This window comes from Microbacterium immunditiarum (assembly GCF_013409785.1).
Classification (GTDB): Bacteria; Actinomycetota; Actinomycetes; order Actinomycetales; family Microbacteriaceae; genus Microbacterium; species Microbacterium immunditiarum.
The window spans coordinates 3,119,193-3,142,545 of sequence record NZ_JACCBV010000001.1 but is presented as its reverse complement, the minus strand read 5'-3'; the positions used below and the strand labels follow the sequence as shown (position 1 = coordinate 3,142,545).

Here is a 23,353-nt window from a genome sequence, read left to right as displayed (position 1 = left end):
GTGTGGGACCATTCGCTGAGGGGAGCCGACCGAGCGGAGCACGGCATGATCGGGCGGGAGGCGCGCCGTATACCGGCGCACGCCGTGGATCGTCCTGTGTTGCGAGCGCAGCTCGATGCGGGGGCGGGCTCGCCGCTGTCGCTGATCGTCGCACCCGCCGGCGCCGGAAAGTCGGTTCTCCTCGCGCAATGGGTGGCGTCGCACCCGGGGCTGCCGGTGGCGTGGGTGGACATCGCCCCGGGCGACGCGGACCCCCTCGCGCTGTCGCGGAAGGTGCTCGCGGCGCTCGCGGAGGCGTCGGCGGAGTTCCGCCCGCCGCTCGCTGCCGTCTCCACCGCGGCACGCAGACTGGGTGATCAGTATCTGGAGGATCTCGCGGCCGGCTTGAAGGAGATCGACCCCGTCGTGCTCATCTTCGACGACCTCGACCGCATCGGCGGCACTCCGGTGCTGACCGACCTGTGGCGACTGGTCGACATGCTTCCGAACGGCGTGCACGTGATCTTCGCGTCGCGTACCGATCTGCAGCTCGGCTGGAGCCGTCACCGCGTGCACCACGATCTCGTCGAGATCCGCCAGCGCGAGCTCGCGTTCGACGACGCGACCACCTCGCGCGTCATCTCGGCGATCACCGGCACAGCGGTCTCGGAAGAGGTCGCGGCGAAGATCACCGCGCGCACCGAAGGCTGGGCGGTCGGTGTCCAGCTCACCGCGCTGTCGATGAGGTTCGCGGCCGATCCCGACCTTGTCGTCGAGACGATGTCCGAGACCGATCGGCTCATCACCGACTATCTCGGCGAAGAGGTGCTGGATGGGCTCTCGCCCCGACGGCGTACGGCCATTGTCCAGCTCTCGGTGCTCGACGACTTCGACGCGAACCTCGCCGGCGTCGTCACGGGCCTCGACGGCGAGAAGCTGCTCGCCGGGCTCGAACGGGACTCGCTGTTCGTCGTGCCCGTGCCGGAACGCGTTGGCTGGCACAGATTCCACCGTCTCTTCCGGGATCTCCTCCTGCTGCGGTTGCGCGCCCACGATCGCGATGCCGAACCCGAACTGCTCGGCGTCGCATCGCGTCGGCTGTCGGAGTCGGGCGACGAGGAGAGCGCGATCGAGTACGCGATCCGCGCCCACGACTGGGATCGCGTGCTGGACCTCGTACTGGACCTCGGAAGGTGCTACTACGAGTCGCATCGCATGGGCACCGTCGTGCGATGGCTCCGCGAAGTCCCCGACAGGAACCTCGCCGAGCGTCCCGACGCCGCGATCCTCCTGGCGATGGCCGAGGGCATGAGCGGTCGCGCGATGCACGCGGTCGACCGCTTCCGCACCCTCCTCGCCGATGGCGAGCTGACGCCGGGTCAGCGCCAGGTCGCACTCGCATACCTGGCCGCGTGCGTGCAGTTCCACCCCGAGACGGAGCTCTTCGTGCCGGTCGCGCAGGCCGCGGTGAGCGAGATCACGCGGCATCCGGATGCCCCTCGTCCGAACCTTCTCGGCCTCACGTCCCGCACCGTGCTGCTCACCGTGAGTCAGGTCTCGCTCGGTCGCGCGCGACTTCTCCTCGGCGACGTCCACGGAGCCCGTCGTATCTTCGAGGCCGCGCTGCGGGCTGTGGGCACCGCGTACCGGCCGTACCGCGTGCACACTCTCGGTTCGCTCGCGATGGCCGAGGCGCTGTCCGGATGCCTCGTGGCCGCGTCCGGACACGCCGAAGACGCGCTGTCGCTCGCGACCGAGGACGACCTTCTCGTGCATCCGGCGCCCGCCGAGGCCTACCTCGCCCGTGCGCTCGTCGCGGTGCAGCGGGGCGAGCCCGCCACCGGAGCGCTCGCGCTGCACGAAGGCGCCGCGCGCGCTCTCTCGAACCAGCGCACGCAGCTGCTGTGGATCGCGTGGCTCATCGCGCACGCGGCGTACCCGGAGGGCGGGCTGCCGGGCGTCGAAGAGCCGGAGGGGCCTCGACCTGCGTTCGTGCGCGACGCGCTGCTCGCGTTCGAGATGAGGCAGGCGCGCTCGCGAGGAGCACCGCTGCCGCCGCCGAGCCACCCGGCATCGTGGTCGTACATCGCGTTCGAGGAGGTCGCGGCGCTGCTGGCGCTCGGCCGTGTCAGCCATGCCCGCGCGCGCATGACGGAGCTCGCACCGAGGCCGGAGCCGGACGCGCCGCTGCCCGAGGTCGAGCACGAGATCCTCGAAGGGTGGCTGTGCGCCGCCGAGAAGCGGAACCCGGAGTCGAGGGCGCACCTCACGACGGCGCTCCGGCTGGCCGAGCCCGAATGGCTCGTCCAGCCGTTCGTCAGAGCGGGTGCAGCCGTCGCGGACCTCGTCGACGAGCTGCCCGGCGTGGGCAACGGCTTCCGCAGCGCCGTCGTGAGTGCGGCACGGGCGGCTGCTGCGCCTCCCCGCCAGCACCTCGTCGAACACCTCACGACCCGCGAGCTCGAACTGCTGGCCTACCTCCCCAGCAGACTGACCATCCCGGGAATCGCCGCACGCTGCTACGTCTCGACGAACACGATCAAGACGCATCTCGGGCACATCTATCGCAAGCTCGGCGCACAGAACCGGGACGCGGCCGTGGAGCGGGCCCGGGAGCTCGGGCTCATCCCGGCGGGGGACTCTGGCCCGGTCATGTGACGTCTCGGCGACGGAGGGAACCATGGACGAGCCGACCTGGGTGAGCCGGATGACCCTGCCCCTGTCCATCGCATCGCTCGTGTACCTCGCGGCATACTCGTGGCTCGTGATCGCCGACCTCGTCGGGCCGCCGCGCACCGTCGCGCTGGTCCTCGTCGCGGTCACGTGGATCTTCTTCATCGTCGACTACGTCGTGCGGCTCACGCTCGCCGAGGATCGCTGGCGGTGGTTCCGCAAACACCCGGGCGCACTCGCCTTCGCTCTCCTGCCCGTGCTGCGGCTCGTGCTGCTGCTCGATCGCGTGACCCAGCTCCCGGGACTTCGGCGCACGCGCGGCGCGGCGCTGCGCACGGGGATCGCCGTGTACGGCGGCGGGGTCGTCGTCGTGCTCGTCTACCTCGCGTCGCTCTCGGTGCTCGAGGCCGAGCGGCACGCTCCGGGCGCCAATATCGTCGACTTCGGCGTCGCCCTGTGGTGGTCGTGCGTCACCGTGACGACGACCGGCTTCGGTGACTACGTGCCGGTGACGATGGCGGGCCGTGCGGTGGCCGTCGGGCTGATGTTCGGCGGCATCATCCTGTCGGGCATAATCACGGCGACCCTGGCATCGTGGATCCTGGAGCGGGCGTCGCGCGGCCATGACGACGAGGAGCCCGCGACGCGCGGGCAGGCGCGGGCGATCCTGGCACGGATCGACGGCCTGGCCGGGCCGGGCGACCCGCAGGGGCCGGGTGCGTCTCACGGCTGAGCGTCGGGAGGCCCTCCGTCGTCGCCCGAGGCGGGAGCCGACTCCACGGGATTGACGGAGACCACCTCGATGTGGAGTCCGTCGAAGAGCTCGAGCACGCCGAGCAGCCGGGACTGGTCCGCGACCGGCCCGGTGATCCGGGTGAACCCCCGCTCGTCGGTCATGACGTCGAAGCCGTCGAGCGTGAGTATCAGCTCAGGGCTCAGGCGGCCGCGGACGATCAGTTCCATCACCTGAGCGTGCATGCTCGCATCTCCCGTCGGCGCGTGTGCTGGTACCAGCGTGTCCGCCCGCGAAGCGGACTCCATCACCCCGCCTGGATGATTCGCACTCCGGATGCCCGGCACCGACGGCACGCGACGACAATCACCCCGCGGGGGTGAGTCCCCGCGGGCCCCGCCTGCGTAGCGTCTGTCGCGACGATCCGAGCCCCGGATCGCGTCGACGGAGGGAGCAGTCATGACGGATACGACGCTGACGCGCTGGACCGGATGGGTGGTGTTCGCGGGCGTCATCATGCTGGTCGCCGGCTTCTTCGACATCATCTACGGACTGATCGCGATCATAGGCCCCGACAGTGCCTACTTCCTCGCGGCGACCGGAGACCTGTTCCTGCTCGACGTCTCAGGATGGGGATGGTGGCACGTCATCTCCGGTGTGCTCCTGGTGCTCGTGGGCATCTTCCTCATGACGGGTGCGACGTGGGCGCGGGTCGTCGGCGTCATCCTCGTCGCGCTCAACGCGCTCGGGCAGCTCGCACTCCTGCCGGTTCAGCCGTGGTGGTCGCTCATCGTGCTCGCGCTCGACATCCTCGTGATCTACGCGATCATCGTCCACGGACGCGAGATGAGGGTGGCGGACAGCGTATGACGCTCCCGCCTCGAGCCGAGGCACCGGAGACCCCGGACCCGCCCGACGCCGTCGGGGAGGCGCCGGGCGTCCGGGTATCGCCATCCACGGCCGCACCGCTCCGTCGCCGCCTGGCCGTCCTGGCGGCGATGGAGCGGCCCGTCATCATCGGGTTCGCGGCTGCGCTCGGGGTGCTCGGGGCGCTCGTCCTGGGCAGCGCGCTCGGGTCGATCTCGACGATCCTCGCCTACATCGCGCTGGCGCTGTTCCTCGCCCTCGGACTCGATCCGATCGTGCGGATGCTGGAGCGCCGTCGCATCCCGCGCGGCGCCGCCATCGGCATCGTGTTCGGCGTCTTCTGCCTGCTCGTCGTCGCCCTCCTCGTGTTCGTGCTTCCCCCGGTCGTCGCGCAGGTCGGCGAGTTCGTCGCGTACATCCCCGAGGCGCTTGCCGACCTCCGCGGCTCGGAGTGGTTCACGGGACTCGCTCCCGACGTGCAGGCCGCTCTCCTGACCGCCGCCGAGCAGCTGCGAGCCATCGTGTCCGCGCCGCAGACGCTCGCGATGCTCGGGGGAGGGGTCCTCGCCGCCGTCGTCGGGCTCGTGGGGTTCGTCACGGCCAGCTTCATCGTCGTGGCGCTCACGCTGTACTTCCTCGCATCGCTCGGGGCGATGAAGGGCGCGCTCTACTCGCTGGCGCCCGCGCGGAACCGCCCGACGCTGCGCGACATGACCGAGCGGATCACGGCGTCCGTGGGAAGCGCACTGCTCGGCTCCGTCACCCTTTCGGCGTTCAACGCCGCGACCGTCTTCGTGCTCCACCTGCTCATCGGGCTGCCGTTCCCTGCGCTCATGGCCGCGGTCGCGTTCGTCATCACGCTCGTGCCGCTCTTCGGATCGGTGATCTTCCTCGTGCTCGGCTCGATCGTCGCCCTCTTCTCGAGCCCGCTCCAGGCGCTCATCTTCGCGGTGGCGTACCTCGTCTACATCCAGCTCGAGTCGTACGTCATCAGCCCGAGAGTGATGAACCGGGCCGTCTCGATCCCTGCCGCGCTCGTCCTCATCGGCGCGCTCGTCGGGGGGACGCTCATGGGCGTGCTCGGCGTGCTGCTCGCGCTGCCGGTCATGGCGTCGCTCCTGCTGATCATCCACGAGCTCGTCGTGCCGAAGCAGGACCTCAAAGTCTGACGGGCGTCAGGAGAGCAGTCGCGCCTTCGCCGCCGCGAACTCGTCGGCGGTCAGCACCCCCGCTTGCTGCAGCTGCGCGAGCTTCTGCAGTTCCGCGACGAGGTCGACGCCGCCCGCGCCCGCGGGAGCCGCAGCCGGAGGGGGCGGTGGTGCAGCCTGCTGCGCACGAGCCACCGCCTGGGCGGCGGCGGCATCCATCGCGGCCTGCTGCTGCGCGGCCGCAGCCTGCTGCGCCTCGTAGGCCTGGTACTGCTTCTCCTGCTGATGGCGCTGGACGCTGCCCGACACTGCGGTCGCGGTTCCGGCGACGACCGCAGTGCGGGCAGCCATTCCGATGAGACCCGGTCGTCCGACTCTGCGAAGCATGCGTCATCCCTCCTCGGTGTCGTGCTCGGCGAGGAATCCGTTCACGATCGGCGCCGGGATCCCGTGGCGGGCGATGACCATGCCGCCGGCGTCGTACAGCGCCGCCGCGAAGGCCTTGGCCCACAGCAGCTCCACGACCAGGATCGCCGCGGACCGGCCGGGCGGGATCTGCTCGGTGAGCAGCTCGATGTCCTCCATGCCCGCGAGACCCGCGAGATCGAGGGCGGGCACGCCTCCGGCATCCGCCGTGTCGGAGAGCTCCATCACCGTGAGCTCGCCGTCCGCCGTCCGCCTGGCGAAGACCAGATCGCAAAGGTTGACGGTTCCGGATGCCACGAGGTCATCGATCGCCTTCAGGACTCCCGGCCCGGGGGTGTCACCGTCGAAGGCGATCGCGTAGAAGTCGAGCGGACCGTAGTCGAAGCGCGTCATGACGACCACCGCGTCTCACACCGCGAGCGCTCGCGCCTTGAGCGCGTCGAACTCGGCCTGCGAGATCGTGCCTTGGTCGAGGAGCGCCTTGGCCTTGGCGATGTCATCGACCGCGCTCGGCGCGCCGGCGGTCTCTCGGATGTACTCGTCCTGGTGCTGCCGCAGCTGGCGCGCCTGCGCCATGGACCGCTCCTGCATGCTCGATCCCCGAGCGATCAAGTAGACGAGCGCCGTCAGGAACGGCACGAAGACCAGGAAGATGATCCACACGGCCTTGAGCCAGCCGTTGAGCGTGTGGTCCCGGAAGATGTCGGTCAGGATCGAGAACAGCACCATGAGGTAGGCGACGAACACGAACACCCAGAAGAACCACGCGATCCAGCTCCACAGATCCATTTCCCCGCCAATCGTCGATGACGGACCGGCCGTCCGTCCTGCAAGCACGCTAAGAGAGGACGGATGCCGCGGCGTCACCCCGCACGGGTGAGACTGTCCGCGTCAGGCGTTGAGCTGCTCCACCACGTCGTCGGCCGACTCCTCGATCGCCTTCCGCAGCCTCGTGAAGTCGTCCGAGTCGATCGGCTTGCTGACTCGCTTGTCGGATCGCAGCAGCGCCTCCTCGACCCGGGCCGCCCATCTCTCGTCCGCGACGGCGACCACGGCAGACGTGCCCGGCGCGAGGTACTCGTCCACGTCGACGCCGAACTGCTTCTCTTCCTTGTTCTTCTTGATCTTCCCGAGGATCGCGCCAATGCCGGCGCCGACCGCTGTCGCAGCCAGCAGCGGCGGTGCGAACAGACCGACCACGACGCCGGCGCCCGCACCCCAGGCCGCGCCATGACCGACCGACTTGTCGCCGTGCTCCTTGACCTGGACCTTTCCATCGCGGCCGCGCACCAGCACCACGGCGCCGATGATCTCGTAGCCTCCGGCATCCTGGCCGCTTCGCAGCGACCGGTAGTCCTCGGACGCCGAGTCGGTGTCGGCGTACGAGCCGACGACCAGCGCAAGGTTGTGTGTGCTCATCGAGATCCCCTTCGAACCACGCGACGACCGGCCGCCCGGTCCCCGTCGGGCTCATTCTCGCCGTCGAGACGCGCGAGACGTTCACCCGATTCGGGTGAGACGTGGCGTGGCTAGCGTTCTTCGTCGGGCGCGATGCCGTCGATGTTCTCGACGACCTGGTCGCCCTCGACGGTCTGCGTGACGTCGAGCTCCTCCGCAGGGACGTCGGCCGCGGCATCCGTCACGCCCGTCATCGACGCGATCGCCTGCTCGAGCCGCTCGGCGAGGTACCCGTGGCCCGCGTCGGACGGGTGGTTGTTGCCCACCGGGCTCGTGTCGATCACATCGAGGTAGTTGTCGGGGGCGATCCACGCTTCCTGCAGCGGGGAGATGTACCACCAGCCGCGCGCGCCGGCGAGCTCGGCGAGGTCTTTGTCGATCCGCGCGGTCGCCTTCTCGACGGGCAGCACCTGCGGCGCGGGCCCCAGCACGACGAACGCGGCCTCGGGGTAGAGGGCGGCGAGAGCGTCCCATGCCCCGGTCACGGCGCCGCGATACCCGGCGGCGGGCTTCTTGCGGTCGTTGATCGAGCCCTCGATGATCACGAGGTCGGGGTCGAGGCCCGGATCGAGCGCGGCGATGCGATCCGGATACGACGGACCGTCGATGCCCGGCTTCAAATACCCGCTGCCGCGCACGCCGTCGACGACGACATCCCAGCCGAGGCGCTCGCCGATCGCGTACGCGAACCCGAGCGCCGGCACGGAAGCGGCCGAGCCGTACACCCACGAGTCGCCGAACACGAGGACCCTCGGATGCTCCGGCAGAGCGAGCGGCGCGGGTGCGAGCATCGCCGGGGGAGCCGCGGCATCGCCCTCGGCGACGGGTGTCGCCGGAGCCGCCCACGGTCGCCATGCGGCGACCGCGATGACGAGCGCGAGCGCGACCGCGAGAGCCACGAGGGCCCACAGCGGCGTCCGCGCTCGGGTCGGCATCGGCGACGTCATGAAGCGAGGGTACGTCACGATCGCGGATGCCCCGGAATCGCCTCTTCGGATACGTTGTGCACACCCGCACGAGAGGCTCGGCGGGGCGTGCGAGGATACTCCGGTGCAACGCCTCGTGACCGCCGAACTCGACCTCGAACTGGGGTCGTCCGTCGACCTCATCTTCCAGATCACCGCCGCCCAGCAGGTGCCGATGGTGAGCGAGTCTCTGACGTTCACGCAGGGCGATCGCGTCTATACGCCGACCGAGATCGTCGACCAGTCGGGCAGTCGCCTGCACCGCCTCACGGGCGAGGCCGGGCGCATCGAGGTGCGGTACGAGGCGACCGTCGAAGGGCAGGCCGCGACGAGCCGCACGAGCGACCTCGAGGCCATCACCTACCTGCGCCCGAGCCGCTACTGCCAGTCCGACGAGGTGTTCCAGCAGGCGCGCCGCCAGTTCAAGGGCCTGCACGGTCACGACCTCATCGCCGCCGTGTCTGAGTTCGTCTCCAGCAGCACGACCTACACGCCCGGCCTCAGCAAGGGCACCGACAGCGCCGTGACGACGCTGATGACGGGGCAGGGCGTCTGCCGCGACTACGCGCACGTCGTGATCGCGCTGCTGCGCGCGATGGACATGCCCGCGCGCTACTCCGCGTGCTACGCGCCGGGGCTTCGGCCGATGGACTTCCACGCGGTCGCCGAGGCGTACCACGACGGCGCGTGGTACGTGATCGACGCGACGCGGCTCGCGAACCGCCGGTCGCTCGTGCGCATCGCGACGGGGCGTGACGCGGCCGACAGCGCGTTCCTCAGTTACCACGGAGGCTACGTCGGCCTGAAGCGCCTGCGCGTGAACGCGTGGGTCGTGCCCGACGAGCCGCCGCTCGACGGATTCGAGCCGCTCTCCCTGCCCGAGGAGGACCCCGCGGCCGACGACCATCTGGAGCTGGTCCAGATCTCCTGACATCAGTCCTCGCCGATCCCTTCATCCGTGCTCTGACGGGCGACGACGAGCAGCAGTCCGTGACGCTGGTCCGGCGGTACGAGACGCCGATCGACGATCTGTGGCGCGCTGACCGATCCCGACGCAGACGGCACGAGTCGCGACGAAGCGGTGGACGTGACGTTCGAGGGCGTCGACGAGGGAACGCGGCTCACAGCGCCCGGACAGGGCGTACACCGCCCGCGAACTAGACTTGACGGGCTATGGATCCCGCAGCCCTCTCCGCCGCCCTGCTCGACGTCATCCGCCCCGCCGCCGAGGCGCGACGTCCGGGATCGGCAGAAGGGCTGACGGCATCCGATCTTCCCCTCGAGCGTCCGAAGAACCGCGACCACGGCGACTGGGCCTCCAACGCGGCCCTCAAGCTCGCGAAGACGGTCGGAGCGAACCCGCGCGAGTTCGCGTCCGAGATCGCCGTCGCCCTCGAGAGCGTGCCGGGCGTGGCATCCGTCGAGGTCGCCGGTCCCGGCTTCATCAACATCCGGCTCGAGGCGGCGGCTGCCGGCGCGCTCGCGAAGACGATCGTCGACGCCGGCGGGGCGTACGGCACCTCGGCCGTGCTGGCCGATCAGGTCATCAACCTCGAGTTCGTGTCGGCGAACCCCACGGGTCCGATCCACCTGGGCGGGACGCGCTGGGCGGCCGTGGGCGACTCGCTCGCGCGCATCCTCGCATCGCAGGGCGCGAGCGTCACGCGCGAGTACTACTTCAACGACCACGGCGCTCAGATCGACCGGTTCGCGAAGAGCCTCGTCGCAGCTCACGAGGGTCGCCCGACTCCGGAGGACGGCTACGGCGGGGGCTACATCGGCGACATCGCGCGCCGCGTCGCGCTCGCCTACGAGGGAGACCTCGACGCGCTCGACCCCGACGCGAAGCAGGAGGCCTTCCGCGAACTCGGCGTCGGCTTCATGTTCACCGAGATCAAGAAGAGCCTGCACGAGTTCGGCGTCGACTTCGACGTGTACTTCCACGAGAACGACCTGCACACGTCGGGCGCGGTTCAGCACGCGGTCGACCGACTGCGCGAGCTCGGCCACATCTTCGAAGAGGACGGCGCGCTCTGGTTGCGCAGCACCGAGTTCGGCGACGACCGCGACCGCGTGATCATCCGCTCGAACGGCGTGCCCGCCTACTTCTCGGGCGATCTCGCCTACTACCTCGACAAGCGCGAGCGCGGCTTCAACCGCTGCATCATCATGCTGGGCGCCGACCACCATGGCTACGTGCGCCGCATGATGGCGATGTGCGCCGCGTTCGGAGACGAGCCGAACGTCAACCTCCAGATCCTCATCGGCCAGCTCGTCAACCTGGTGAAGGACGGCCAGCCGGTCCGCATGTCCAAGCGGGCGGGCACGATCGTCACGCTCGAAGACCTCGTCGAGATCGTGGGCGTGGACGCCGCGCGCTACGCCCTCACGCGCAGCTCGGCCGACTCGAACCTCGACATCGACCTCGACCTGCTCCAGAAGCGCACGAACGACAACCCCGTGTTCTACGTGCAGTACGCGCATGCGCGCACCCACAACGTGGCGCGCAACGCCGCGGCATCCGGTGTCGATCGCTCGTCGTTCGCGCCCGAGCTCCTCCAGCACGAGACGGAGTCGGCGCTCCTCGGCGCCCTCCAGGAGTTCCCGCGCGTCGTCGCGTTCGCGGCGGAGGTGCGGGAGCCGCACCGCGTCGCGCGCTACCTCGAGGAGCTCGCCGGCCTCTACCACCGCTGGTATGACAACTGCCGCGTGATCCCGCTCGGCGACGAGCCCGTGGCGGACGTCCACCGCACGCGCCTGTGGCTCAACGACGCGACCGGGCAGGTGCTGCGCAACGGCCTCGACCTCCTCGGCGTGAGCGCGCCCGAGCGGATGTAAGCGGCCTCCGCCGCAGAGAGAGGGGCATCGTGACGACGCCGGACGAGCATCCGACGCTTCCCCTGCCCGGCTCGCCCGTGCACGACCTGCGGCGGAAGCGGCGCGTGTGGCCGTGGATCGTCACGATCCTCGTGGTCATCGGCCTTGCTGTCGCCGCGTTCTTCGTCGCCGAGGCGATCGTCCGCGACCTCGTCGCCAAGACGATCCGCGACCAGATCACGACGCGCACCGGCATCGACGCCTCGAACGCCGAGGTCGAGGTGCCGGGGCTCATGCTGCCGCAGCTCGCGTCCGGGACCTTCGACAGCCTCACGATCTCGGGGGAGGACGTCGTGTTCCGGTCGTTCTCGGGCGACATCCTCGTCGAGGCGCACGGCGTGCCCGTGCGCGGCGACGGAGATCTGACGGATGCCACGGCCACCGTCACCCTCGACGAACAGCAGCTGCAGACGCTCATGAGCGGCGTGCAGGGGTTCCCGGCCGACTCGATCGGCCTCGCGGCGCCGAACGTCACGGTCGCGACCGAGCTGTCGCTGTTCGGGGGCACGTTCCCGGTCGGCGTCGCGCTCACCCCGTCGGCGGAGCAGGCGCAGCTCGTGCTAAGCCCGGCGGAGTTCGAGATCGCAGGATCGGCGGTCTCGGCCGACCGGCTGCGCGACCAGTTCGGCGTGCTCGCGGACGTCCTGCTGCGGGACTGGCACGTGTGCGTCGCCGACCGCCTCCCGGCGGGGGTCACCCTGAGCGAGGTCGGAGTCGACGGCGCGACGCTCGTCGCGGGGTTCGACATCGCCCCAGGGATCGTGCGCGACACGGCTCTCCAGTCTCCGGGCACGTGCTCGTGATGCGAGTCATCCGCCGTCACACGCGAGGGGCGCAGGCGGGGAGCGGCATACGGGTGAGACTAGACTTCAAGCATCGCGCGGCGCTCGCGTGATCCCCCCGCAGCGCACGTCTCATCCGCCGATCGGCTTCCGCCGAACCGCTTCACCCTGATTGGTCACCGTGTCCGCCGTCTCGTCTTCATCGCAGTCGGTGCCCGCCTGGCCGGCGGTCCCCGACGACGTCAACGATCTCGTCGCGGCCGTGTGGCCCGAGTCCGCCGAGCGCGACCGGCACGGCGTCCTCTCCATCTCGGGCGTCTCCGCCACCGAGCTGCGCGACCGGTTCGGCACGCCCCTCTACGTCCTCGACGAAGAGGCTGTGCGCACGGCGGCTCGCCGCACGCTCGACGCGTTCCGCGCGGCCGCCGCCCTGCACGGGGTGCAGGCGCGCGTGTACTACGCCGGCAAGGCGTTCCTGTCGACCGAGGTCGTGCGGTGGGTCACCGAGGAGGGGCTCGCGGTCGACGTGTGCACCGGCGGAGAGCTCGCGGTGGCGCTCGCCGGAGGCGCCGACCCCGCGCGCATCGGCTTCCACGGCAACAACAAGAGCCAGGCCGAGCTCGAGCGGGCGGTAGAGGTCGGCGTGGGCTCGATCATCGTCGACAGCTTCATCGAGATCGAGCGGCTCGCCGCCATCGTCGAGCGCACCGGTGCGACGCAGTCGGTGCTCGTGCGCGTGAACAGCGGCGTGCACGCCGAGACGCACGACTTCCTCGCGACGGCCCACGAGGATCAGAAGTTCGGATTCACCCTCACGGATGCCCCGGGCGCCGTCGCCCGCATCCGCGAAGTGCCCGGTCTGCAGTTCGTCGGGCTGCACTGCCACATCGGCTCGCAGATCTTCGGCTCCGCGGGGTTCCAGGAGTCGGCGGCGCGCGTCGTCGAGCTGCACGCCGAGCTGCTCGCCGGCGGCGAGATCCCGGTCCTGAACCTCGGCGGCGGATTCGGCATCGCCTACACGGTGGCCGACGACCCGACGCCCATCGAGCACCTCGCGACCGGCATCGCCGAGGCGGTCGCGCGCGAGTGCGAGGTGCGCGGCATCCCTGTGCCGAACCTCGCGTTCGAGCCCGGGCGCGCGATCATCGGCCGAGCCGGCGTCACGCTCTACGAGGTCGGCACGACGAAGCCGGTCGACATCGGCCACGACGTGACGCGCCTGTACGTGAGCGTCGACGGCGGCATGAGCGACAACCCGCGCCCCGCGCTGTACGGCGCGCAGTACTCCGCCCGCGTCGCGTCGCGCACGAGCGACGCCGCGCCTCAGCTCTCGCGCGTGGTCGGCAAGCACTGCGAGTCGGGCGACATCGTCGTCGACGCCGAGTTCCTGCCGGCCGACATCGCGCCGGGCGACCTGCTCGCGGTGCCCACGACCGGTGCGTACTGCTTCTCGCTCGCGAGCAACTACAACTACGTGCCGCGCCCGCCCGTGGTGGCGGTGCGCGCAGGACGCGCACGCGTCATCGTGCGGGGCGAGACGATCGACGATCTGCTGGCGCGCGACGTCGCGGCGGATGCGGGCGACGAGCCCGTGGGGGAAGGGGAGAGCATGCCTGTGCTGAGCGAGCGGAGCGAGACGAAGTGACCGACTATCGCCGATTGAGGGTGGCACTGCTCGGGGCGGGGGCCGTGGGATCGCAGGTGGCGTCGCTGCTGCGCAAGCACGGCGACGAGCTCGCCGACCGCGCGGGGGCCCACCTCGAGCTCATCGGCATCGCCGTGCGCGATCCGGATGCGCCGCGCGACGCCGACCTGCCGCGCGAGCTTCTCACCACCGCCCCCGAGCCGCTCATCGTGGGCGCCGACATCGTGATCGAGCTCATGGGCGGCATCGAGCCGGCGCGCACGTACCTGCTGCAGGCGATCAACTCCGGCGCCGACGTCGTGACCGCCAACAAGGCGCTCCTCGCGACGCACGGCCCCGAGATCTTCGAGGCCGCCGACCAGGTCGGGGCGCAGGTGTACTACGAGGCGGCGGCCGCGGGCGCCATCCCGATCATCCGCCCGCTGCGCGACTCCCTCGCGGGCGACCGCGTGCAGCGGATCATGGGCATCGTCAACGGCACGACGAACTACATCCTCGACCGCATGGACTCGGAGGGCGCCGAGTTCGCCGACGTGCTCGCCGACGCTCAGCGGCTCGGCTACGCCGAAGCCGACCCGACCGCCGACGTGGAGGGCTACGACGCGGCGCAGAAGGCCGCGATCCTGGCGAGCCTCGCCTTCCACACGTCGGTTCCGCTCGAAGCCGTGCACCGCGAGGGCATCACGGGCATCGACAAGGCGATGATGGACGCCGCGCGCCACGCGGGATACGTCATCAAGCTGCTCGCGGTGTGCGAGCGCCTGCCCGGCAGGGGCGACCGGCCCGAGTCGATCTCGGTGCGCGTGTATCCCGCGCTCGTCCGCCGCGACCACCCGCTCGCGAGCGTCCACGGCGCCAACAACGCGGTGTTCGTGCAGGCCGAGGCCGCGGGCAACCTGATGTTCTACGGCGCGGGCGCCGGGGGCGTGCAGACCGCGTCCGCCGTGCTCGGCGATGTCGTCTCGGCCGCTCGCCGCCACCTCGCGGGCGGCGTCGGCGTGGGGGAGTCCAACCGCGCGAACCTCCCGATCCTCCCGATCGCGAACGTCACGACCCGATACCAGATCACCCTCGAGGTCGACGACCAGCCCGGCGTGCTCGCGACGGTCGCGGGCATCCTGAGCGAGGGCGATGTCTCGATCGCGACCGTCGAGCAGACGGTCCGCAGCGAGCCCGTGCCCGGCAACGGCAGCCCGGCGAGCGAGCCCGCGAGCGACAGCGTCGCGCGCCTGGTGATCGGCACCCACAAGGCCCTGGAGCAGAACCTGAGCGAGACGGTCGGACGTCTCGCCGCGAGCGGCGTCGTGGAGCGCGTCGTCTCGGTCCTGCGCGTGGAAGGAGACTGACATGGCACACCTCTGGCGCGGAGTCCTCCGCGAGTACGCCGACCGGCTCGGAGTGACGGATGCCTCGACCGTCGTCACCCTCGGCGAGGGCGGCACGCCCCTGCTGCCCGCCGCCGCCCTGTCGCGCCGCACCGGCGCCGACGTGTGGGTCAAGTTCGAGGGCATGAACCCGACGGGCTCCTTCAAGGACCGCGGCATGACGGTCGCGGTCTCGCGCGCGATCGACCACGGCGCGAAGGCCGTCATCTGCGCCTCGACGGGCAACACCTCGGCCTCGGCCGCGGCTTACGCGGCGCGCGCCGGCATCACCGCCGCCGTGCTCGTGCCCGAGGGCAAGATCGCGATGGGCAAGCTCAGCCAGGCGGTCGCACACAACGGCCGTCTCATCCAGGTCCGCGGCAACTTCGATGACTGCCTCGAGATCGCGCGCGAGCTCGCCGACAACTACCCGGTGCACCTCGTCAACTCGGTCAACCCCGACCGCATCGAGGGACAGAAGACCGCGGCGTACGAGATCGTCGAGGTACTCGGCGACGCGCCCGACTTCCACTTCATCCCGGTCGGCAACGCGGGCAACTACACCGCGTACTCGCGCGGCTACCGCGAAGAGGCCGAGCGCGGCGTCTCGACGCGCGTGCCGCGCATGTTCGGGTTCCAGGCCGAGGGTTCGGCACCGCTCGTGCGAGGCGAGGTCGTGAAGAACCCGGAGACGATCGCGACCGCGATCCGCATCGGAAACCCGGCGTCGTGGGAGCTCGCCCTCGAGGCGCGCGACGCGACCGACGGCTACTTCGGCGCGATCGACGACGACCGCATCCTCGCGGCGCAGAAGATCCTCGCCGCCGAGGTCGGCGTCTTCGTCGAGCCGGCATCCGCGATCAGCGTCGCGGGCCTGCTGGACCGCGCCGAGGCGGGAGTCATCCCCGCTGGATCGCGCGTCGTGCTGACGGTCACCGGCCACGGCCTCAAGGACCCGCAGTGGGCGCTGCGCAACGCGGACGGCTCCGATGTCCAGCCGACCGTCGTCGACGCCGCGACGTCGGAGGTGGCATCCGTTCTCGGCCTCACCGCCGACCCCGCCCACGGAGCTCCCGCCGAGGCGAAGGCGTGAGCACGCCGGCCGCCGCGAGTCGCCCCGCCGAGGAGCGGAGCGTGATCGTGCGCGTGCCGGCGACGAGCGCGAACCTCGGACCGGGGTTCGACACGCTCGGGCTCGCACTCAGCGTGTACGACGAGCTCGTGGCGACGCGACTGCCCGAAGGCGAACTCGAGATCACGGTGAGCGGCGAGGGCGCCGACGGCGTGCCGCGCGACGCGTCGAATCTCGTCGTGCGCGCGATCGCGTACGCGTACGAGGCGGTGGGCCGACGGATGCCCGGCCTCCGGCTCGAGGCGAAGAACGTCATCCCGCACGGGCGCGGTATGGGCTCGTCGGGTGCCGCCGTCGTGTCGGGCCTCCTCGCCGCGAAGGGACTCCTCGAGGGAGACGTGGCGCTCGGCCCCGAGACGCTGCTGCGGCTCGCGACCGAGCTCGAGGGGCATCCGGACAACGTCGCTCCCGCCCTGTTCGGCGGCCTCACGATCGCATGGGTCGACGAGGACGGGCCGCAGCACAAGAAGCTGCTCGTGCACCGCGGTGTGTCGCCGCTGGTGTTCGTGCCGGAGTTCACGATGTCGACGAGCGTCGCGCGCAGCCTGCAGCCGCTGCACGTGCCGCGCGAGGACGCCGTGTTCAACGTCTCACGCTCGGCACTGCTCATCGCTGCGCTGACGCAGAGTCCCGAGCTGCTGCTCGCCGCGACGGAGGACAAGCTCCACCAGAGCTATCGCGCTCAGGCGATGCCCGAGACCGACCGGCTCGTGCGGGCGCTCCGCGACGCGGGCTTCGCGGCGGTGGTCTCGGGCGCCGGCCCGAGCGTGCTCGTCCTCGCCGACGGACCCGGTCGGCGCCTCGAGGCGGCCGAGGTCGCCAAGTCCGTCGCCGACACCCCGTGGGAGGCCCTGATGCTCGCCGTCGACTTCAAGGGTGGTACAGTGAGGGAGTACACGGAGGGTTCCACGTAGCCCGTGAATCTGGCCTCCGTCGCAAATCTGCGAAACCCCCCGCACGGCCGTCGCCGCCGTCGACGGACTCTGACCGCTCGACCACGCGCCGGGATGCGACTCGTCGCGCCACGTGTCCGTGCGGTCGCGTACATCATCCGTTTTCACAAGGGAGAACTCGTGGAGTCCATCTCCGAGATCCACGCCGCCGACGCTTCGACCGAGGAGCGCACAGACGCGCCTGAGGTCGCCGCGGAGGCGGCTGACACCGCGGCCGCAGAGGCCGCCGCCGAGACCACAGAGGCGGAATCGCCCGCAGCCGAGCCGGCTGCCGAGGCTGTGGCGGATGCCTCGGCCGAGGCGGCCGCCGACGCCGCGCCCGCCGAGGCAGAGGCTGCTCCGGCCGCCGAGGAGGCCGCGCCCGCCGAGGCCCCGGCCGACGCTGCCTCCGTTGAGGCCGAGCCCGCCGAGGCCGAGGCGCCCGCCGCGCCCGCGAAGGCGCCCCGCAAGCGCGCTCCGCGCCGCGCGAAGAGCACCGACGCGAAGACGGAGGCGCCCGCTGGCGATGCGAAGGCCGAGCCCGCCGAGGTCGGCCAGCAGGCGCCCGCCGAGACCCCGGTCGAGGCTCCCGCCGAAGCGCAGGCGACCGACGCCGAGACCCCTGCCGAGGCGGAGGCCGAGACACCCGCCGAGAGTGCCGAGGCGCCCGCCGAAGAGCAGGCGGCAGAGGCATCCGGTGAGCAGCAGGCCGAAAGCCAGGGCGACGAGACCCCGTCGCGCAGCCGCAGCCGTAGCCGCAGCCGCAGCCGCAGCCGCGGCGGCCAGAACGGCCAGGCAGGCGGACAGCAGGGCGGGCAGCCGGAAGAGAAGAAGACCCCGGCCGAGTCCGACGACGACGACAAGACCCAGGGCGGCCGTAACCGTCAGCGCAACAAGCGCCGCGGTCAGAGCGGTGCCGACGAGTTCGAGACCGAGATCGGCGAGGACGATGTCCTGATCCCGATCGCGGGCATCCTCGACGTGCTCGACAACTACGCCTTCGTCCGCACGACCGGCTATCTCCCCGGCCAGAGCGACGTCTACGTGTCGCTCGGCCAGGTCAAGAAGTACAACCTCCGCAAGGGCGATGCCGTGGTCGGCGCCATCAAGCAGCCTCGCGAGGGCGAGCAGTCGAGCCGCCAGAAGTACAACGCGCTCGTCAAGGTCGACGCGGTCAACGGCCTGTCGGTCGACGACGCCGCCGACCGCGTCGAGTTCTCGAAGCTGACGCCGCTGTACCCGCAGGAGCGCCTGCGCCTCGAGACCGCGCCCGAGAAGCTGACGCAGCGCATCATCGACCTCGTCGCGCCGATCGGCAAGGGCCAGCGCGGCCTCATCGTCGCGCCCCCGAAGGCCGGCAAGACGATCGTGCTGCAGCAGATCGCGAACGCGATCGCGATCAACAACCCTGAGGTGCACCTCATGGTCGTGCTCGTCGACGAGCGCCCCGAAGAGGTCACCGACATGCAGCGCACGGTGAAGGGCGAGGTCATCGCCTCGACGTTCGACCGTCCCGCCGAGGACCACACGACGGTCGCCGAGCTCGCGATCGAGCGCGCCAAGCGCCTCGTCGAACTGGGCCGCGACGTCGTCGTGCTGCTCGACTCGATCACGCGCCTCAGCCGTGCCTACAACATCACGGCTCCGACGTCGGGCCGCGTCCTGACCGGCGGTGTCGACGCGTCGGCGCTCTACCCGCCGAAGCGCTTCTTCGGCGCCGCGCGCAACATCGAGAACGGCGGATCGCTCACGATCCTCGCGACGGCTCTCGTGGAGACCGGCTCCAAGATGGACGAGGTCATCTTCGAGGAGTTCAAGGGCACCGGCAACAGCGAGCTGCGCCTGTCGCGCCAGCTCGCCGACAAGCGGATCTTCCCCGCGGTCGACATCAACGCGTCCTCGACGCGTCGCGAGGAGATGCTCCTGTCGCCCGACGAGGTCAAGATCACGTGGAAGCTTCGCCGCGCGCTGGCCGGGCTCGACCCGCAGCAGGCGCTCGAGGTCGTGCTCGGCAAGCTCAAGGAGACTCAGTCGAACGTCGAGTTCCTCGTGCAGATGCAGAAGTCGATTCCGACGCCGGCCCGTGACGGCCACGGCGGCGGGCACAGCCACGCGCACGACAACAGCATCCGCTGAGCCCGGGGGAGTCCGTGTTCGATTCGGTGAAGAGCCTGATCGAAGAGCACAAGGCCGTCCAGGCCGAGCTGTCCGATCCGGCGGTACACGCCGATGCCGCGCGCGCGAAGCGTGTCAATCGGCGGTACGCCGAGCTGTCGAGGATCGTCGCCGCGTACGAGACCTGGGTCGCGGCATCCGGTGACCTCGAAGCCGCGCGGGAACTCGCGAAAGAGGACACCGCGTTCGCGGCCGAGATCCCGCACCTCGAAGAGCAGCTCGCCGACGCGCAGGAGCGCCTGCGGCGACTGCTCATCCCGCGCGACCCCGACGACGCGCGCGACGTGATCATGGAGATCAAGCAGGGCGAGGGCGGGGCCGAGTCGGCCCTGTTCGCCGCCGACCTGCTGCGCATGTACCTGCAGTACGCCGCGTCCAGGGGCTGGAAGACCGAGCTGCTCGAGCGGAACGAGTCCGATCTGGGCGGCTACAAGGACGTGCAGATCGCCATCAAGGCAAGCTCGTCCGACCCGGCGCAGGGCGTGTGGGCGCACCTGAAGTACGAGGGCGGCGTGCACCGCGTGCAGCGCGTGCCGGCGACCGAGTCGCAGGGGCGCATCCATACGTCGACGACGGGCGTGCTGGTGTTCCCCGAGGTGGACGAGCCCGAAGAGATCCACATCGACCCGAACGACCTGAAGATCGACGTCTTCCGCTCGTCGGGGCCCGGCGGTCAGTCCGTCAACACGACCGACTCCGCCGTGCGCATCACGCACCTGCCGACGGGGATCGTCGTGTCGATGCAGAACGAGAAGTCGCAGCTGCAGAACCGCGAGGCGGCCCTGCGCGTGCTGCGCGCCCGGCTGCTCGCGAAGCAGCAGGAGGAGCGTGAGGCCGCGGCATCCGATGCCCGTCGCTCTCAGGTGCGGAGCATGGACCGCTCCGAGCGCATCCGCACATACAACTTCCCCGAGAACCGCATCGCCGACCACCGCACCGGCTACAAGGCGTACAACCTCGATCAGGTGATGAACGGGGCGCTCGACCCGATCATCGAATCGGCGATCCGCGCCGACGAGGAGGCGCGTCTGGCGGCCCTCAGCTCGGAGGCCTGAGCGCCGCTCGCTCCGCCCGCGTCGCCCGCTCCGCCCGCTCCGCTCGCGTCGCCCGCGTCGCCCGCTCCGCTCGCGCCGCCCGCGTCGCCCGCTCCGACCTCGCCGAGATCGCACGAAAGGCGGCCGCGCCGGGTCGTACCCGGTGATTCGGGCAATCTCGGCGGGTGTCGGCGGGGCGACTGAGAGAGCGCGGGCGCTAGCCTGGGCGCGTGCTCGCCTTTCTCATCCGCGCAGTGATCTTCGTCGTCTCGGCTGCCCTCGGTCTCATCGTGGCCGACCTGATCCTGCCCGGCTTCACGCTGCACTGGAACGACTGGTGGGGCATCGTGCTCGCCGTCGTGATCTTCGCGGTGCTCCAGAGCGTGCTCGCACCGTGGCTGCTCACGGTCGCGCGCCGCCACGCGAACGCGTTCATCGGCGGTATCGGACTGCTGTCGACCTTCGTGGCGCTCCTCATCGCGGTGCTGATCCCGGCCGCCGGAATAGGCATCGACGGTCCGGTGGCGTGGATCGTCGGAACGCTCGTCGTATGGCTCGTGACGGCGCTGGCGTCGTGGCTGCTGCCGCCCCTGTTCCTCAAGAAGCAGGTGCAGCAGCGCCGGGAGTGACGCGGGTCAGATCACGTACTCGGGCGCCGTCAGGATCGCTCGAGTGTCTTCGCCCGCGCGCCGCCGGCGCGGCTTGGCGGGTACTCCGACGAGGACGCTGTCGGGCGGTGCGTCACGGGTCACCACCGCGTTGGCGCCGATGACCGATCCGGCGCCGATCGTGATCGGACCGAGCACCTTTGCGCCGGCGCCGACGGCGACGCCGTCTTCGAGGGTCGGATGCCGCTTGCCGCCGTCCCGCGTACGACCGCCGAGTGTCACGCCGTGATAGAGCATGACGTCGTCGCCGATCTCGGCGGTCTCGCCGATCACGACGCCCATGCCGTGATCGATGAAGAACCGACGGCCGATCTGCGCGCCCGGGTGGATCTCGATGCCCGTCAGCCAGCGCGTGATCTGCGAGCCGGCCCGCGCGATGAACCGGATGCGCCGCCGCCACAGCGCGTGCCACACGCGGTGCGCCCAGAGGGCGTGGAGGCCGGGGTAGAGCAGCGCTATCTCGATCGATGTGCGCGCGGCGGGGTCGCGAAGCTTCGCCGCCGCGAGATCCTCGCGCACCCGCTGCCACGCACCCATGTCAGTCCTCGCGCAGGTCTTCGAACAGCGCCGTGGTGAGGTAGCGCTCCCCGGTGTCGGGGACGATCACGACGATCTTCTTACCGGCGTTCTCCGGCCGCTTCGCGATCTCGAGGGCGGCCCACACGGCCGCGCCGCTGGACATGCCGACGAGGAGGCCCTCCTTGACCGCGAGGTCGCGCGCCACCGCGAGGGACGGCTCGAACTCGACGTCGACGACCTCATCGATGACGCTGCGGTCGAGGATCGGCGGCACGAAGTTGGGTCCGATGCCCTGGATCTTGTGGGGGCCGGGGTGGCCCTCGGTGAGCATGGGGGAGTCCTTCGGCTCGACCGCGACGATCCTGACGTCGGGCTTGCGCTCCTTGAGCACCTGGCCGACGCCCGTGATCGTGCCGCCCGTGCCGATGCCGGCCACGAAGATGTCGACGTCGCCGTCGGTGTCGCGCCAGATCTCCTCGGCGGTGGTCTTGCGGTGGATCGCGGGGTTGGCCTCGTTCTCGAACTGCTTCGCGAGGATCGCGCCGGGCGTCTCATCGACGATCTCGTTCGCGACGCGGATGGACTCGGACATGCCCTTCGTCGGGTCGGTGAGCACGAGCTCCGCTCCGAGCGCCTTGAGCAGGAGACGACGCTCCTTCGACATCGAGGCGGGCATCGTGAGGATGACCTTGTAGCCGCGCGCGGCCCCGACCATCGCGAGCGCGATGCCGGTGTTGCCGCTGGTCGCCTCGACGATCGTGCCGCCCTTGCTGAGGGCGCCCGCCTCCTCGGCTGCGTTCACGAGCGCGATCCCGAGGCGGTCCTTGACGCTGGAGGCGGGGTTGAAGTACTCGAGCTTCGCGTACACCTCGGCGCCGACGCCCTCGGTGACGTGGTTGAGGCGGACGAGGGGGGTGTTGCCGAACGCCGTGGTGATGTCGGAGTGGATGCCGGGCATGTGGCGCCTTTCGGGACGGAAATCGACTGCCGAACAACTCTAGGGGAGCACTGCCTCACCCGGTGATTTGTGACGAACGGCACCGCATAGGCTGGAGGGCGCTCATGCCCCAGGAACCAGTTGCCGACCTCCCGCTCGCGGCCGTGCTGCGCGACGCCGTCGAGGTTCTTTCGCGCGCCGGCGTTCCCGACCCCGACGTCGACGCGGTGCTGCTCGCCGCGCACGTCCTCGGCGTCGGGCGGGGCGAGACCGACGCGGCCCGCGTCCGCGGCGACTCGGTGAGACGGGAGCAGGCGGATGCCGTGGCCGAGCTCGTCCGTCGCCGGGCGACGCGGGAGCCGCTCCAGCACCTCACGGGCGTCGCGCCGTTCCGTCACCTCGAGCTGCGGGTCGGTCCCGGAGTCTTCGTCCCCCGGCCCGAGACGGAGGTCGTCGCGCAGCTCGCGATCGACGCGCTGCGGGCCGTGGCATCCGCCGAGCCCGTCGCGGTCGATCTCGGAACCGGAAGCGGCGCCATCGCCCTCGCGCTCGCGACCGAGGTTCCGCACGCGCGCGTGTACGCGGCCGAGAACTCGGTCGACGCGTTCGTGTGGGCGAAGGAGAACTTCGCCCTCATCGGCGCCAAGAACGCGCGGCTCGCGTTCATCGACCTCGAGCATGCGTTCCCCGAGCTGGACGCCACGGTGTCGGTGCTCGTGTCCAACCCGCCGTACGTGCCCGACGACGCGATCCCGCGCGACCCCGAGGTGCGCTTCTTCGACCCGCCGGCGGCCCTGTACGGGGGAGCGGACGGGCTCGACGTCGTGCGCGTGCTGAGCGGGGTGGGCATGCGGCTGCTGCATCCGGGCGGTTCCCTCGTGATCGAGCACGGCGAGTGGCAGGGCGAGCAGATCCGCGAGCTCCTCGCGGCGGCGGGCTGGCGCGCGACCGCGACGCACCAGGACCTCACGATGCGCGACCGTGCGACGACCGCGGTCCGCCCGTGAGCGCCGCCGCGGGGAATCTAGACTGGGCTGGA

The 23,353-nt window shown here is 70.7% G+C and carries 23 protein-coding genes; 15 read left to right on the top strand and 8 right to left on the bottom strand.

Going from position 1 to position 23,353, the window contains the following annotated elements; genetic code table 11:
* Positions 1-96: 96 nt before the first annotated feature.
* Together BJ991_RS14715 and BJ991_RS14710 are read left to right on the top strand one after the other, a co-directional pair.
* Positions 97-2,637 (top strand): winged helix-turn-helix domain-containing protein, encoded by a 2,541-nt coding sequence (locus BJ991_RS14715; protein WP_179491197.1) that lies wholly within the window; start codon positions 97-99, stop codon positions 2,635-2,637.
* 22 nt (positions 2,638-2,659) lie between these two features.
* Entirely contained in the window at positions 2,660-3,385 is a 726-nt protein-coding gene (locus BJ991_RS14710) for a potassium channel family protein (protein WP_179491195.1), read from the top strand.
* Here BJ991_RS14710 and BJ991_RS14705 read toward each other — a convergent pair.
* A complete protein-coding gene (locus BJ991_RS14705; RefSeq protein WP_179491192.1) occupies positions 3,376-3,615 on the bottom strand; it encodes a hypothetical protein in 240 nt (79 codons plus the stop codon). The genes BJ991_RS14710 and BJ991_RS14705 overlap by 10 nt on opposite strands.
* A gap of 229 nt (positions 3,616-3,844) precedes the next feature.
* Between BJ991_RS14705 and BJ991_RS14700 the strand changes: the two genes are divergently transcribed.
* Both BJ991_RS14700 and BJ991_RS14695 read left to right on the top strand, forming a co-directional pair.
* Entirely contained in the window at positions 3,845-4,255 is a 411-nt protein-coding gene (locus BJ991_RS14700; RefSeq protein WP_179491190.1) for a DUF7144 family membrane protein, read from the top strand.
* Positions 4,252-5,421 carry an AI-2E family transporter gene (locus tag BJ991_RS14695; protein ID WP_179491188.1) on the top strand — a complete coding sequence of 390 codons (1,170 nt, stop codon included), beginning with the start codon at positions 4,252-4,254 and terminating at the stop codon, positions 5,419-5,421. Before BJ991_RS14700 ends, BJ991_RS14695 begins: the two co-directional genes overlap by 4 nt.
* 6 nt (positions 5,422-5,427) lie before the next feature.
* On the opposite strand, the gene BJ991_RS14690 is transcribed toward BJ991_RS14695, so the two are convergent.
* The 5 genes from BJ991_RS14690 to BJ991_RS14670 form a co-directional block, all read right to left on the bottom strand.
* Positions 5,428-5,787, bottom strand: a complete 360-nt coding sequence (locus BJ991_RS14690; RefSeq protein ID WP_179491186.1) for an SHOCT domain-containing protein — start codon at positions 5,785-5,787, stop codon at positions 5,428-5,430.
* A 3-nt stretch (positions 5,788-5,790) separates the two neighbouring features.
* On the bottom strand, positions 5,791-6,219 hold the full coding sequence (locus tag BJ991_RS14685; protein ID WP_179491184.1) for a DUF6325 family protein: 429 nt from the start codon (positions 6,217-6,219) through the stop codon (positions 5,791-5,793).
* A gap of 15 nt (positions 6,220-6,234) precedes the next feature.
* Entirely contained in the window at positions 6,235-6,615 is a 381-nt protein-coding gene (locus BJ991_RS14680) for an SHOCT domain-containing protein (protein ID WP_179491181.1), read from the bottom strand.
* Between the two features lie 102 nt (positions 6,616-6,717).
* Positions 6,718-7,245: a DUF1269 domain-containing protein gene (locus tag BJ991_RS14675; RefSeq protein ID WP_179491179.1), complete on the bottom strand. Its 528-nt coding sequence runs from the start codon at positions 7,243-7,245 to the stop codon at positions 6,718-6,720.
* Between the two features lie 110 nt (positions 7,246-7,355).
* A complete protein-coding gene (locus BJ991_RS14670) occupies positions 7,356-8,231 on the bottom strand; it encodes an SGNH/GDSL hydrolase family protein (protein WP_246301109.1) in 876 nt (291 codons plus the stop codon).
* A 103-nt stretch (positions 8,232-8,334) separates the two neighbouring features.
* Here BJ991_RS14670 and BJ991_RS14665 point away from each other — a divergent pair, with 103 nt between their 5' ends.
* From BJ991_RS14665 to BJ991_RS14620, 10 genes are all read left to right on the top strand, one after another.
* Complete coding sequence (locus BJ991_RS14665; protein ID WP_179491177.1) at positions 8,335-9,180, top strand: transglutaminase domain-containing protein; 846 nt, start codon at positions 8,335-8,337, stop codon at positions 9,178-9,180.
* A 242-nt stretch (positions 9,181-9,422) separates the two neighbouring features.
* On the top strand, positions 9,423-11,087 hold the full coding sequence (argS, locus tag BJ991_RS14660) for an arginine--tRNA ligase (protein WP_179491175.1): 1,665 nt from the start codon (positions 9,423-9,425) through the stop codon (positions 11,085-11,087).
* A gap of 29 nt (positions 11,088-11,116) precedes the next feature.
* Positions 11,117-11,929 carry an LmeA family phospholipid-binding protein gene (locus tag BJ991_RS14655; protein ID WP_179491173.1) on the top strand — a complete coding sequence of 271 codons (813 nt, stop codon included), beginning with the start codon at positions 11,117-11,119 and terminating at the stop codon, positions 11,927-11,929.
* Between the two features lie 190 nt (positions 11,930-12,119).
* Positions 12,120-13,553, top strand: a complete 1,434-nt coding sequence (gene lysA / locus BJ991_RS14650) for a diaminopimelate decarboxylase (protein ID WP_343048782.1) — start codon at positions 12,120-12,122, stop codon at positions 13,551-13,553.
* Positions 13,550-14,899 (top strand): homoserine dehydrogenase, encoded by a 1,350-nt coding sequence (locus BJ991_RS14645; protein WP_179491169.1) that lies wholly within the window; start codon positions 13,550-13,552, stop codon positions 14,897-14,899. The genes lysA and BJ991_RS14645 overlap by 4 nt, the downstream gene beginning before the upstream one ends.
* A gap of 1 nt (position 14,900) precedes the next feature.
* Entirely contained in the window at positions 14,901-16,010 is a 1,110-nt protein-coding gene (gene thrC / locus BJ991_RS14640) for a threonine synthase (RefSeq protein ID WP_179491167.1), read from the top strand.
* Positions 16,007-16,963 (top strand): homoserine kinase, encoded by a 957-nt coding sequence (gene thrB / locus BJ991_RS14635; protein WP_179491165.1) that lies wholly within the window; start codon positions 16,007-16,009, stop codon positions 16,961-16,963. Before thrC ends, thrB begins: the two co-directional genes overlap by 4 nt.
* A gap of 159 nt (positions 16,964-17,122) precedes the next feature.
* Positions 17,123-19,117, top strand: a complete 1,995-nt coding sequence (gene rho, locus BJ991_RS14630) for a transcription termination factor Rho (protein ID WP_343048781.1) — start codon at positions 17,123-17,125, stop codon at positions 19,115-19,117.
* A gap of 14 nt (positions 19,118-19,131) precedes the next feature.
* Positions 19,132-20,211 carry a peptide chain release factor 1 gene (gene prfA / locus BJ991_RS14625; protein WP_179491161.1) on the top strand — a complete coding sequence of 360 codons (1,080 nt, stop codon included), beginning with the start codon at positions 19,132-19,134 and terminating at the stop codon, positions 20,209-20,211.
* Positions 20,212-20,420: 209 nt separating this feature from the next.
* On the top strand, positions 20,421-20,819 hold the full coding sequence (locus BJ991_RS14620) for a phage holin family protein (protein ID WP_179491158.1): 399 nt from the start codon (positions 20,421-20,423) through the stop codon (positions 20,817-20,819).
* Positions 20,820-20,825: 6 nt separating this feature from the next.
* On the opposite strand, the gene epsC is transcribed toward BJ991_RS14620, so the two are convergent.
* Positions 20,826-21,395, bottom strand: a complete 570-nt coding sequence (gene epsC, locus BJ991_RS14615) for a serine O-acetyltransferase EpsC (protein ID WP_179491156.1) — start codon at positions 21,393-21,395, stop codon at positions 20,826-20,828.
* 1 nt (position 21,396) lies between these two features.
* The gene (gene cysK, locus BJ991_RS14610; RefSeq protein ID WP_179491154.1) at positions 21,397-22,335 is read right to left on the bottom strand and encodes a cysteine synthase A; all 939 of its coding nucleotides are present in this window, start codon (positions 22,333-22,335) and stop codon (positions 21,397-21,399) included.
* A gap of 104 nt (positions 22,336-22,439) precedes the next feature.
* Between cysK and prmC the strand changes: the two genes are divergently transcribed.
* Positions 22,440-23,321 (top strand): peptide chain release factor N(5)-glutamine methyltransferase, encoded by an 882-nt coding sequence (prmC, locus tag BJ991_RS14605; protein ID WP_179491152.1) that lies wholly within the window; start codon positions 22,440-22,442, stop codon positions 23,319-23,321.
* Positions 23,322-23,353: the final 32 nt, after the last annotated feature.